Annotated in this window: 6 protein-coding genes and 1 pseudogene; 5 read left to right on the top strand and 2 right to left on the bottom strand. The window is 76.7% G+C overall.

Annotated elements, in window-relative coordinates; translation table 11 throughout:
- The first annotated feature begins 104 nt into the window (after positions 1-104).
- The gene (locus tag EV374_RS07375) at positions 105-4691 is read left to right on the top strand and encodes an ATP-dependent helicase (RefSeq protein WP_132232892.1); all 4587 of its coding nucleotides are present in this window, start codon (positions 105-107) and stop codon (positions 4689-4691) included.
- Positions 4692-4700: 9 nt separating this feature from the next.
- Here the strand turns inward: EV374_RS07375 and EV374_RS07370 are convergent, their stop codons facing one another.
- Positions 4701-5294, bottom strand: a complete 594-nt coding sequence (locus tag EV374_RS07370; protein WP_132232890.1) for a hypothetical protein — start codon at positions 5292-5294, stop codon at positions 4701-4703.
- Positions 5295-5440: 146 nt separating this feature from the next.
- Here EV374_RS07370 and EV374_RS33280 point away from each other — a divergent pair.
- Positions 5441-5815 (top strand): annotated as a pseudogene (locus EV374_RS33280) (GNAT family N-acetyltransferase); the annotation flags it as partial.
- A gap of 258 nt (positions 5816-6073) precedes the next feature.
- Positions 6074-6862, top strand: coding sequence for an SAM-dependent chlorinase/fluorinase (locus EV374_RS33275; RefSeq protein ID WP_165947726.1), 789 nt, complete (start codon positions 6074-6076; stop codon positions 6860-6862).
- Positions 6863-6955: 93 nt separating this feature from the next.
- Here the strand turns inward: EV374_RS33275 and EV374_RS07360 are convergent, their stop codons facing one another.
- A complete protein-coding gene (locus tag EV374_RS07360; protein WP_132232886.1) occupies positions 6956-8164 on the bottom strand; it encodes a hypothetical protein in 1209 nt (402 codons plus the stop codon).
- A gap of 110 nt (positions 8165-8274) precedes the next feature.
- On the opposite strand from EV374_RS07360, the gene EV374_RS07355 reads away from it, so the two are divergent.
- Together EV374_RS07355 and EV374_RS07350 are read left to right on the top strand one after the other, a co-directional pair.
- Complete coding sequence (locus EV374_RS07355; RefSeq protein WP_132232884.1) at positions 8275-9195, top strand: zinc finger domain-containing protein; 921 nt, start codon at positions 8275-8277, stop codon at positions 9193-9195.
- A gap of 267 nt (positions 9196-9462) precedes the next feature.
- Entirely contained in the window at positions 9463-13107 is a 3645-nt protein-coding gene (locus tag EV374_RS07350; RefSeq protein ID WP_132232882.1) for a hypothetical protein, read from the top strand.
- The last annotated feature ends 128 nt before the right edge of the window (positions 13108-13235 follow it).

The raw sequence follows: 13235 nt of genomic DNA, 5'->3' as shown, positions 1-13235 counted from the left end.
AGACTTAACGGATTGAACGCGCAAACATCGCGTATGCGCCGGAGCGGGGCAATGACCCTCCGTCCAGAGCCTCGATGTCACACCGCCGGGGCAGGATGGAGGGCATGACGGATGCGATGGCGGGTTTCGGCGCGGCCACCCGGGAGTGGTTCGGTGCCGCCTTCGCCGCGCCCACCGCCGCCCAGACCGGCGCCTGGGGCTCCGTCTCCGCCGGGCGCAGCGCGCTGGTGGTGGCTCCCACCGGCTCGGGCAAGACGCTGGCCGCGTTCCTCTGGTCGCTCGACCGGCTCGCCCGCGAGCCCGCCCCGGCCGACCCCCGGCAGCGGTGCCGGGTGCTCTACGTCAGCCCGCTCAAGGCGCTCGCGGTCGACGTCGAACGCAACCTGCGCACCCCCCTCACGGGCATCCGCCAGGCCGCCACCCGGCTCGGCGTCGCCCCGCCGGAGATCACCGTGGGGATGCGCACCGGCGACACCCCCGCCGACGAGCGGCGGGCCTTCGCCCGCACCCCGCCGGACATCCTCATCACCACACCCGAGTCGCTGTTCCTGCTGCTCACCTCCGCCGCCCGCGACTCCCTGCGCGGCGTCGAGACGGTGATCCTCGACGAGGTGCACGCGGTCGCCGGCACCAAACGCGGCGCCCACCTGGCGCTCTCCCTGGAGCGCCTCGACGAGCTGCTGCCGGCCCCGGCACAGCGGATCGGCCTCTCCGCCACCGTCCGGCCCGTCGACGCGTGCGCCCGTTTCCTCGGCGGCGCCCGCCCCGTCGACGTCGTCGCGCCGCCCACCGCCAAGACGATCGAGGTCAGCGTCCAGGTGCCGGTGGAGGACATGACCCGCCTCGACGAGCAGGAGGCGCCGGAGGACGACCTCGGCGGCCTAGGCGCGCGCCGGGCGTCCATCTGGCCGGCGGTCGAGGAACGCGTCTTCTCCCTGGTCAGGGCGCACCGCTCGACCATCGTCTTCACCAATTCCCGGCGTTCCGCCGAGCGCCTCTGCGCCCGGCTCAACGAGCTGGCCGGCGAGGAACAGGCCGGCGGGCCCGCGCCGTCGCCGCGCGGCGCACAGGAGTGGGGCGGCCCCGAAGGGCCGGTGCGCGTCGGCCGCACGCCGGCCGAGCTGATGGCGCAGGCCGGCGCGGCGGCCGGCGCGCCGGCGGTGATCGCCCGCGCCCACCACGGCAGCGTCTCCCGGGAGGAGCGCAAGCACATCGAGGAGGCGCTCAAGTCCGGCCAGCTGCCCGCCGTGGTGGCGACCTCCAGCCTGGAGCTGGGCATCGACATGGGCGCCGTCGACCTGGTGGTGCAGATCGAGGCGCCGCCCAGCGTGGCCGCCGGCCTGCAACGGGTGGGCCGGGCCGGGCACCAGGTCGGCGCGGTCTCCCGGGGGGTGGTCTTCCCCAAGCACCGGGGCGACCTGCTGTCGTGCACGGTGGTGGCCGAACGGATGGCCGAGGGCGCGATCGAGGAGCTGCACCACCCGCGCAACCCGCTCGACGTGCTGGCCCAGCAGATCGTCGCCATGGTGGCGCTGGAGCCGTGGCGCGTCGGTGACCTGGCCGTGCTCGTACGCCGGGCGGCGCCCTTCGCCGAGCTGCCCGACTCGGCGCTGCACGCCGTGCTCGACATGCTCTCCGGCCGCTACCCGTCCACCGCGTTCGCCGAGCTGCGGCCCCGGCTGGTCTGGGACCGTGCCACCGACACGCTCACCGGCCGACCCGGCGCGCAGCGGCTCGCAGTGACCAGCGGCGGCACGATCCCCGACCGGGGCCTCTTCGGCGTCTTCCTGGCGGGGGCCGAGCGGGCCGCCCGGGTCGGCGAGCTGGACGAGGAGATGGTCTACGAGTCCCGCGTCGGCGACGTCTTCCTGCTCGGCTCGTCGTCCTGGCGGATCGAGGAGATCACCCCCGACCGGGTGCTGGTCTCCCCGGCCCCCGGGCAGGCGGCGAAGATGCCGTTCTGGAAGGGCGACCAGCTCGGCCGCCCCGTCGAGCTGGGCCGGGCCATCGGCGCCCGGGTGCGCGCCCTGCTGCGGCAGAGCGACGAGACGGCGGTCGCCGCGCTGCGGGCCGGCGGCCTCGACGACTGGGCCGCGGGCAACCTGATGGCCTACCTGCGCGAGCAGCGCGCCGCCACCCGGTCCCTGCCCGACGACCGCACCGTCGTGGTCGAGCGGTTCCGCGACGAGCTGGGCGACTGGCGGCTGGCCGTGCACAGCGTGCTCGGCGCCCGGGTCAACGGGCCGTGGGCGCTGGCCATCGGCCGCCGGCTCGCCGAGCGCTACGGCGTGGACGCCCAGGTGATGCCGTCCGACGACGGCATCGTGGTCCGCCTGCCGGACACGGCGGACGAGCCGCCCGGTGCCGACGTGGTGGTCTTCGAGCCGGAGGAGATCGCCCAGCTCGTCGAGGAGTCGGTCGGCACGTCCGCGCTCTTCGCGTCCCGGTTCCGCGAGTGCGCGGCCCGGTCGCTGCTGCTGCCCCGCCGCGACCCGCGCCGCCGCCAGCCGCTGTGGCAGCAGCGGCAGCGCGCCGCCCAGCTGCTCGACGTCGCCCGCGAGTACGCCGACTTCCCGGTCACCCTGGAGGCCGCCCGGGAGTGCCTCCAGGACGTCTTCGACCAGCCCGCGCTGGCCGAGCTGATGCGCGACCTGGCCGCCCGCAAGGTGCGCCTGGTCGAGGTGGAGACCGCGCAGCCGTCGCCGTTCGCCCGGTCGCTGCTCTTCGGCTACGTCGGTGCCTTCCTCTACGAGGGCGACGCGCCGCTGGCCGAGCGCCGGGCCGCCGCGCTGGCGCTGGACTCGACCCTGCTCGGCGAGCTGCTCGGCCGGGTCGACCTGCGGGAGCTGCTGGATCCTGCGGTGCTGGCCGAGACCGGGCGGCAGCTGCGCTGGCTGACCGGGCAGCGCCGCCCACGCGACGCGGAGGACGTGGTCGAGCTGCTCCGCGTGGTCGGCGACCTGTCGGAGGCGGAGCTGGCCGAGCGGGGTGCCTCCCCCGCGTGGCTGACCGAGCTGGCGGCGGCCCGCCGGGTGCTGCGCGTACGCGTGGCCGGCGAGGAGCGGTGGGTCGGCGTCGAGGACGCGGCGCGGCTGCGCGACGCCCTCGGCGTGGCCCTGCCGGTCGGGGTAGCCGAGGCCTACCTCGCCCCGGTGGCCGATCCGCTCGGCGACCTGGTCGCCCGCTACGCGCGTACGCACGGGCCCTTCGCCGCCGCCACCTGCGCGGCCCGCTTCGGGCTCGGCGTCTTCGTGGTCGAGCAGACGCTGCGCCGGCTCGCCGCCACCGGTCGGGTGGTGGCCGGCGAGTTCACCCCCGACACGGCCGGCAGCCAGTGGTGCGACGCGGAGGTGCTGCGGCTGCTGCGCCGCCGGTCCCTGGCCGCGCTGCGCCGGGAGATCGAGCCGGTGCCGCCCCGCGCGCTGGCCGCGTTCCTGCCCCGGTGGCAGCAGGTCGGCTCGTCCGCGCGGGGGGTGGAGGCGCTGGCCGCCGCCGTGGAGCAGTTGCAGGGCGCGGCCGTGCCGGCGTCGGCGCTGGAACGGCTGGTGCTGCCCGGCCGGGTCGCCGACTACTCCCCCGCCCAGCTCGACGAGCTCTGCGCCAGCGGCGAGGTGCTCTGGGCCGGCTCCGGGGCCATCTCCGGCGGGGACGGCTGGGTCACCCTCGCCTACGCGGACGTCGCGCCGCTGCTGCTCGCCCCGCCCGACGAGGCGCTCACCCGCACCCCGCTGCACGACGCGGTGCTGGACGCGCTCGGCGACGGGCAGGCGCTGTTCTTCCGGTCGCTGTCCGACCGGGTCGGCTCGACCGACGACGCCGCGCTGAGCGCCGTCGTCTGGGACCTGGTGTGGGCCGGTCACCTCACCAACGACACCCTGACGCCGCTGCGCGCGGCACTCGGCGGCGGCGGGGCGCACCGGTCCCGTGCCACCGCGCCCCGCACCCGTTACCGACGCCCCGGGCGGGTGGCCCTGCCGACGCGCGGCGGCCCGCCGACCGTCGCCGGCCGCTGGTCGCGGCTGCCGGAACGCGACACCGACCCGACCCGGCGCGCCGCGGCCCTGGCCGACGTGCTGCTCGAACGGCACGGCGTGGTGACCCGGGGCGCGGTTATGGCCGAGCAGGTGACCGGCGGCTTCGCCGCGGTCTATCCGGTGCTCTCGGCGCTGGAGGAGCGCGGCGCGGCCCGGCGGGGCTACTTCGTCGAAGGGCTGGGCGCGGCGCAGTTCGCGGTGCCGGGGGCGGTGGACCGGATCCGGGCGCTGGCCGAGCCCGCCGACGGCGGGCGGGGGCGCGGCGGGCCCACCCTGGTGCTCGCCGCGACGGATCCGGCCAACCCCTACGGTGCGGCGCTGTCCTGGCCGGAGCGGGTGGTCGACTCGGGCGACGGGACGGCCCCGGCGACCGGGCACCGGGCGGGGCGCAAGGCCGGCGCCGTGGTGGTGCTGGTCGCCGGCGACCTGGTGCTCTACGTCGAGCGCGGCGGGCGGACGATCCTCTCCTTCACCGACGACACCGACCTGCTGGCGGCGGCCGGGAAGGCGCTCGCCGACGCGGTCCACTCCGGCGCGTTGGGCGCGATGTCGGTGGAGCGGGCCGACGGCGAGGCCGTGCGCTCCTCGCCGCTGCGCGACGCCCTCACCGCCGCCGGCTTCCGGGCCACCCCGCGCGGCCTGCGCCTGCGCGGCTGACCCGCACCGTCAGCGCAGGTTGGTGAGGACCTTCTCGTACCTGGCGCGATCGGCCGTGGGGGTCTTCGCCTCCAGGTAGTTGAGCACCACCGTGCCCCGCCGGAACGACTGGCCGCCCCACGTCTCGGCGATGTCGCTGGCGCTGGTCTCGTCGGGGAAGACGTACACGGTGACGGCGTCGGTCGCGACCAGCTCGGAGCAGCCCAGGCCGAGCCCGTCCGGGCCGCACTCGACCGACCGGTCCCGGGGGTTAGGCACCTTCAGCCCGGCGGCCTTGAACGCGTCGACGACCTGCCGCGCGCCGGGCGTCCCGGTCGGGCGGACCGGCAGCTTGACCGGCGGCGGGCTGGCGGGGCGGCGCTGAGTGGACCCGCCGGCGCTCGGAGCCGCCGGGCCCGCCCCCGTCGGCCGGGCGCTCGGCGGGGCGGGCGTCGCCGTGGCTTCCGCCGCGCCGGTCGGGCCCGGGGACGGCACGTCGGCCGGGGTCGACGCCGTGGCGGCTGGCGGCGCGGCGCGCCGGTCCTCCGCGTCGTCGCCGCAGGCGGCGGTGAGGGCGGCGGCGATCACGAGCACCGCGACGGCGGGCAGGCTCCGGTTGGTCACCCCTGGCAGTCTGCCCAACCGGATCCCGTCCCGGCAGTGGCCGGTCGGTCAGTGCGGCTGTCCCATTTCCGCCAGACCGCCCCGGTCGACCGGGGCGGTCTGGCGGCGTCGGTACGATCCCGACCGGTCGACGAGGGGAGCCGACGATGACCGTGGTGGACGGGGCGGACGGGGCGGACGGGCTGACCGTCCGGCCGGCGCGGGCCGGGGACCGGGCGGCCGTGGACGTGCTGCACGAACGCGAGTGGGGCGGGCCGTACGTCGTCGCCCACGACACCCGGTACGACCTGCGTACGCTGCCCACGCTGGTGGCGACCGACGGGGTCGGGGCGGTCGTCGGGGCGCTCGCCCACCACGACGACGCCGACGGGCTGGAGGTGGTCAGCGTGGTGGCCGCGACGCCCGGCGGCGGCGTCGGCACGGCGCTGCTGGCGGCGGCCGGCGAGGTGGCCCGGGCCGGCGGCCGGGCCCGGCTCTGGCTCGTCACCACGAACGACAACCTGCGGGCACTGCGCTTCTACCAGCGGCGCGGGCTGCGGCTGGTACGCGTGGACCGGGGCGCGGTGGACCGGGCCCGCCGGCTCAAGCCGAGCATCCCGGTGGTCGGCGAGGACGGCATCCCCCTGCACGACGAACTGGTCCTGGAACTGCCCCTCACCGCCGACGGACCGGCCCCGGAACCGCCCCTCACCGCCGAGGGACCGGTCCCCGCCGGCCGCCCGTTCCACGGTCGGCAGGTCGTCGCCGGCCCGCCCGCCGACGCGGCCCGCGCCCCGTGGATCTCGCTGACCACCGACTACGGCCTCGCCGACGGATTCGTCGCCGCCTGCCACGGGGTGATCGCGCGGCTGGCGCCGGAGGCCCGGGTCGTCGACGTGACCCACCTCGTCCCGCCGGCCGACGTACGCCGGGGCGCGACGGTGCTCGCGCAGGCCGTGCCGCACCTGCCGCAGGGGGTGCACGTGGCCGTCGTCGACCCGGGCGTGGGCACCGCCCGGCGGGGCGTCGCGCTGGCCACACCCCGCGGGCTGCTGGTGGGGCCGGACAACGGCCTGCTGGTGGAGGCCGCCGAGGCGCTCGGCGGGGTGACCGCGGCCGTCGAGCTGACCGACCCGCAGTGGCTCGCGCCCGAGGTGTCCCGCACGTTCCACGGCCGGGACGTCTTCGCGCCGGTCGCCGCGCGGCTGGCGCTCGGCGCACCGCTGTCCGGGGTCGGCCCGGCGGTCGACCCGGAGTCCCTGGTCCGACTGCCGGCGCCGGTGCTCCGGCGGGAGGCGGACGGGTTCACGGCCGAGGTGCTGACCGTCGACCACTTCGGCAACGTCCAGTTGGCCGCGCCGGCCGACCTGCTGGCGCCGCTGCCGGTCCGGGTCCGGGTGCGACCGGGTGCGGGTGCCGGGCCCGCCCGGGAGGCCGTGCACGGGCGTACCTTCGGCGACGCCGGACCGGGCGGGCTGCTGGTGCACGCCGACTCCGCCGGCCTGGTCGCCGTGGCGGTCAACGGCGGCCGGGCGGTGGACCTGCTGGCGGTGGCGCCGGGCGACCTGCTGCGCATCACGACCGGCTGAGCAACGGGCCGGCCGGGCGAGGTGTCGGGCGGGCGACCCGGGCGCCGGGCCGGACCGGAGCCGGCCGGCCCGGCGGGCGTACGCGGGTGGTGGTCAGCAGAGCGGCACGGTGCCGCCGTAGACCGCCGAGACGTACGCGTGGCTGACGTACTGGCCGCCGGTGAGGCGGTTCCACCGGTTGGTGGTCCGGTACGGGCCGACGACGGTCTGCCCGGTCACGTAGCACTCGATCGGCACGTTGGCGTACCGGGCGGCCAGGCCGCGTACCGCGTACCCCGTGCCGGCGCCGGCGCGGATGTTGAGTGGACCGTCGCCGACCACGCCACGCGGGCCGCTGCCGGTCCACAGGTACGCCACGTCCACCCAGGCGTTGGTGGTGAGCTGCAACCCGTCCCAGAAGGTGCCGTCGGCGAGGTCGACGCCGGCCGGGTTCAACACGACCCGCCCGAACTGGTCCCGCCCGCCGTTGTAGCCGTACTGGTAGGCCGCCTGTGCCTGCGGCCGGCCCTGCGGGAGGTCCTTCCAGTTCTCCCGGACGGCGCTGAGGTTCCAGTAGTCGTCCCGGGTGTTCCACGGGCCGACGTCCCAGACCGGGGCGTACTCGCAGCGGCTGCCCGTGGTGGTGCAGACCCGCACGGTGTAGTCGCCGGTGTTCGCCGGGGCCAGGGCGCGCCGGGACGGCAGCGCGACGAAGTGGTCCCCGGCCACGATCGTGTGCCCGTTGGCGGTCACCTCGCCGACCAGCCCGATCCGCGTCGCGTACACCCGGTAGGTGAGGCCGGGCGAGGCGGCGACGGCGGCGACGGTGTCGGCGGTGAGTCGCACGGCGCGCACCTCCGCGGTCGCGCCCGGCCGGCTCGCGGTGAGCACCACCCGGGTCTGCACGCGGGTGACCGGCCGGTCGAAGACCGCCCCGCCGGTGGCCTCGCGCCACTCGGTCCAGCCCGCCGCCCGCCAGCCCCGCACCTGGGCCTCGGCGGTGCCGCCGGCGGCGGTGCGGGCATCGACGGCGGCGCGGATCCGGGTGGCCGGCCGGGCCAGGGTGCGCGGCGACGCGAGGAAGATCCCCTCGGCGACCGCACTGCGGGGCGCGCGGGACCATGCGGGGCCGGGATCGGCCAGCCGGAGCCCGGCGCGGGTGTGCCGGACGTTGACGTCGTCGGCGTCGACGCGGGAGAGGTCGGTGCTCCACCGTTCGCCGCCGCCGGCGGCGGCGAACGCGGGGCTCGGGGCGGGGACGAGGGCGAGGGCGAGGATGACGGTCAGGGCGGCGGTACGGGCGCGACGTTGGGGCAGAATCATGGGCATTCTCCTCAGAACTCCCTGATCGTGCCCTTGTCCGTAGATCGACAGGAACCTCCATACAAATAGCGACACATGCGAATTCGGCTCGGACGAGGAAGGATGGACGGGTGCCCGAAGGCGACACGGTCTGGAACACCGCCCGCGTACTGCACCGTGCCCTGGCCGGCGCCCGCCTGACCGGCAGCGACTTCCGGGTGCCGCAGCTCGCCGCGACCGACCTCGCCGGCTGGACGGTGCGGGAGTCGGCCAGCCGGGGCAAGCACCTGCTGCTGCGGCTCACCGCCCCACCGCACGCCACGCCACCGCCCGACGCCCCGCTCGCACCGCAGGCCGGCACCGCCTCGGCGCAGGGCGGCACGGCCCCGGCGCAGGCCGGCGGTGCGGCTGGGGACGCGGCACCGGGAGACGACGGCGGGGCGCGCTGGACGCTGCACTCGCACCTGCGGATGGACGGCGCCTGGCGGGCGTACGCGCCCGGGGAACGCTGGGCGGCCCGGCCGGCGCACCTGATCCGGGTCGTGCTGCGCAGCGCGCGGGCGGTCGCCGTCGGCTACCACCTGCACGAGTTGGCGCTGGTGCCGACCGCCGAGGAGGAGTCGCTCGTCGGGCACCTCGGCCCCGACCTGCTCGGCACGGACTGGGACCCGGCGGAGGCGGTGCGCCGGCTGGCCGCCGACCCGGACGTCACCATCTCCGAGGCGCTGCTGGACCAGCGCAACCTGGCCGGCGTCGGCAACCTCTACAAGTGCGAGGTGCTCTTCCTGCGCGGCGTCTCGCCGTGGACCCCGGTGCGCGCGGTGCCGGACCTCGCCGGCACCGTCGCCCTCGCGCAGAAGCTGCTCGCGGCGAACCGGGGCCGCTGGACGCAGAGCACCACCGGATCGCTGCGCCGGGGGCAGACCAGCTACGTCTACGGCCGGCGCGCCCAGCCCTGCCGGCGGTGCGGCACCGCGATCCGCAAGGAGGAACTGGGCGAACGGGTCACCTACTGGTGCCCGGTCTGCCAGCCGGAGCGTCCCGCCGGCTGACCCGGCCGGGCCGGCGCGACACGCGCGTGTCCCGCCTCACGTATGGCTTGGTAGCCACCCGCAGCCACCCGGTCGGCGTGTCGGGCGGGACACTCCGCCGACAGGGCGGCGAGTCGCGTCCTTGCCACAGATACGGACGATTGGGTACTTCCTAACACCGCCGTCGAGGTCGCATGCTGCGGTTGACTCCTCACGCATCGTCAGCGACGCGCGACCGGTCCGCCACGCCGACGTGGTGCCCGCCGCGCCCGGACACCGGGGAGAGCCATGGAGCTGTTCCGCAAACTCCGGATCCCGTGGGCGGAGCGGGCGAGCGCCCGCGCCGAGCACGACGCCGACGGGACCGGGGCGGGTCCCGTGCCAGCGGCCCGGCGCGCGGCCGAGCCGGTCGCCGCGCCGGCAAGCCTCGACCCGGCCGCCGTGCCGCGCTACTTCGGCCCGCTGCCGAACCAGGCCCGCAGCCCGTTGCCGATCGTCGACGCCGACGGCTGCGTGCTGCCCGGCACCGGCATCCGCAAGTTCGTCGACGCCCTGCCCCGCCCCGGCACGCTCGGCCCCACCGAGCTCGGCGCCCACCTGCCGGTGGCGGTGCCGGACACCGTCAGCTATCCGGGCTGCGACTACTACGAGATCGGCCTGGAGCAGTACGCGCAGCGGCTGCACCGGGACCTGCCGGCGACCCGGCTGCGCGGCTACCGGCAGCTCAACCTCGGCACGGACGCCCACGGGCACAACACGGTCGTGCCGGCGGGGCGCCCCTGGCACCTCGGCCCGCTCGTCCTGGCCCGGCGCGGGCGGGCGGTCCGGGTCAAGTTCATCAACCAGCTCCCCACCGGCCGCTCCGGCGAGCTCTTCCTGCCGGTCGACCCGACCGTCGACGGCGCCGGGGCCGGCCCGCTCGACGGCCCGGCGCCCTACCCGCAGAACCGGGCGGTACTGCGGCTGGCGGGCGCGCACACCGGCTGGACCAGCGCCGGCAACCCCTGGCAGTGGGTGACCCCGGCCGGCGAGATCACCCCCTACCCGACGGGCCCCGGTCTGACCCACGTGCCCGACATGCCGCCGCCCGGCGCGGGCGCCACCACGCTCTACTACCCAAACGAGCAGAGCGGGCGGCTGTGCTGGTTCCACGACAACACCGTCGGCCTGGCCCGGCTCACCGTCTACTCCGGGCAGGTCGCCCTCTACCTGCTCACCGATCCCGCCGAGGAGCGGCTCGTCGCCGACGAGGTGCTCCCCGCCGACCAGCTGCCCCTGGTGATCGAGGACAAGACGTTCGTGCCGGAGGACGCCCAGCTCGCCGGGGAGGACCCGACGTGGGACCGGGACCGCTGGGGCTCCCGGGGCAGCCTCTGGCACCCGCACGTCTACCAGCCCCGGCAGAACCCGCACCGGGCCGACGGGACGAACCCGACCGGCCGGTGGGACTACGGCCCGTGGTCGCGTACGGGCGACGACGTCGGGCAGCGGGAGCACGGCGGTACGCGGCACCGGGCGGAACCCGTGCCGAACCCGCACCACGACCCCGTCGCCGCACCCGACGAGCCGCCGCTCGCGCCCGGCGTCCCGCACCCCTCGGCGGTGCCGGACGCGTTCGGCGACACCGTGCTGGTCAACGGGGTCGCCTACCCGTACCTGGAGGTCGAGCCGAGGACGTACCGGTTCCGGATCCTCAACGCCTGCCTGGACCGCGGCCTGAACCTCCAGCTCTACCGGGCCCGCTCCGACGGGCCGATGTGGGACCCGGACGGCGCTCTGGCCGACGCCGACGCCGGCGAGGTGCCGATGGTGGAGGCGGTACGCGCGCCGGAGCGGCCCGCCGGCTGGCCGACGGACGGGCGCGACGGCGGGGTGCCGGACCCGCGCGCCGCCGGCCCGGAGCTCGTCCAGATCGGCAACGAGTGCGGCCTGCTGCCCGCGCCGGTGGTGGTGCCGAACCGGCCGGTGAGCTACCGGTACGACCGGCGCGACCCGACCGTGCTCAACGTCGACGCGCACGCGCTGCTGCTCGCCCCGGGGGAGGCGGCCGACGTGCTCGTCGACTTCTCCACCGTCGCGCCCGGCGGCACGCTGATCCTCTACAACGACTGCCCGGCCCCGCTGCCCGGCTTCGACCCGCGCGCCGACCACTTCACCGGTGCCCCGGACCGCAGCGCCGAGGGCGGCGCGCCGCCGACGCGCCCCGGGTACGGGCCGAACACCCGCACCCTGCTCCAGTTCCGGGTCGCCGGCACGCCGGCGCCGCCGTACGACCTGGCGCGGCTGCGCGAGCGCCTGCCCGAGGCGTACGCGGCCAGCCAGCGCCCGCCGATCGTGCCGCAGCCGGCGTACGACGTGGCGTTCGGCACCCGGACCGCGCGCGACACGGTGGTCCCGGTGCACGCCGCGACGGTCAGCTTCGTCCCGGCCGGCGCCGCCGCCCCGGTGCTCCTGCCGCTGGAGGTCAAGGCGGTGCAGCAGGTCTTCGAACCGGACCACGGCCGGCTCGTCGGCCGGCTCGGCGTCGGGCACCCGCACGCCGGGCCGCTCTCCCCCACCGTCCTGCCGCTCGGACCGACCGACCCGGCCACGGAGGTGCTGCACGTCAGCGACCCGGCCGTCGCCGTGGGCGGGCCCGGCGACGGCACCCAGCTCTGGCGGATCCGCGGCAACAGCCGGCAGACCCAGCCGGTGCGGTTCACCGGCTGCGACGTGCAGCTGGTCGGCCGGGTCGGCTGGGACGGCGCCACCCGGCCGCCGCACCCGGCGGAGCGGGGCTGGAAGCAGGTCGTCCGGGTCGACCCACGCGAGGACGTGATCGTCGCGCTCCGGCCGGTCGCGCCGCCCCTGCCGTTCAAGATCGGCGACAGCGTACGGCTGCTCGACCCGCTACGGCCGGCGGGCGCCCGGACCGGCTCGACCCCGGTCAGCCCGGTCGACGGCCGACCCGCGGTCGTGGTGAACCAGCTCGTCAACCTCGGTTGGGAGTACCACTGGCACAGCCAGCTCGCCGGCCACCGGGACCAGGGCATGATCCGGCCGCTGGTGCTGCGGGTGTCGCCCCGGGCACCGACCGGGCTGACCGCGACCCCTGCCCCCGGCTCAGCCACCGCGCTGCCCGCGATCGCGCTGACCTGGACGGGCAACGGGAGCCGGCCACCGGCCACCAGCCACCTGCTCCAACGGGCCACGGACGCCGCCTTCACGGAGGGCCTCACGGCGATCACCGTGGCGGCCACGGCGACCCGCTACACCGACGCCAGCGTCACCCCCGGGGTGACCTACCACTACCGGATCCGGGCGGAGAACGCGGTGAGCTGCTCCACGTGGTCCAACAGCGTGCCGGCCTCGGTGCACCTCGCCGCGCCGGCCGGGCTGACCGCGGCGATCCCGCCGGCCGCGCCGCTGCGGATCGCGCTGCGCTGGGCCAACCGCTCCTTCGCCACCGGGATCGACGTGCAGCGGGCCACCAACCCGACGTTCAGCAGCGGGCCGGGCACCACCGCGATCGGCGTCGGCGACAACCATCTCGACATCGCCGTCGCCCCCGACACCACGTACTACTACCGGGTGCGGACCACCTATCTCGGCGCCGCGTCGGCCTGGTCGACGGTGGCCCGGGCGACCACCCCGCCGGCCCCGGGCCCGCCCACGGGGGTGACCGCCACCGCGACGGCACCCGGGCCGGACACGGCGACGGTGATCCTCGCCTGGGCGGCGAGCACGCCGGCCGCACCTGGCGCGGGGTTCATCGTGCAGCGGGCGCTGGATCCGGCGTTCGGCCGGGAGGTGGCGACCTTCACCGTCACGGGCCGGGGCTTCACCAACACCGGGCTGGCGCGCGGCGTCACCTACCACTACCGGATCCGGTCGTTCAACGTCGTCGGCAGTTCCCCGTTCACCGGCCCGGTCCCGGTAACCACACCCCCCTGACCCCTCCCTTCCCCCGCTCCCCGCCCCGCGTCCCCGCCCCCGCCCCTGGGCCTGGGCCGATCATGCAGTTGTGGCGGGATGCAAAACGCTCAAACAGGTATCTATCCAGCACCACAACTGCATGATCA

This window comes from Micromonospora sp. CNZ303, assembly GCF_004345505.1.
This window is presented reverse-complemented; position numbering and strand designations above follow the sequence as displayed.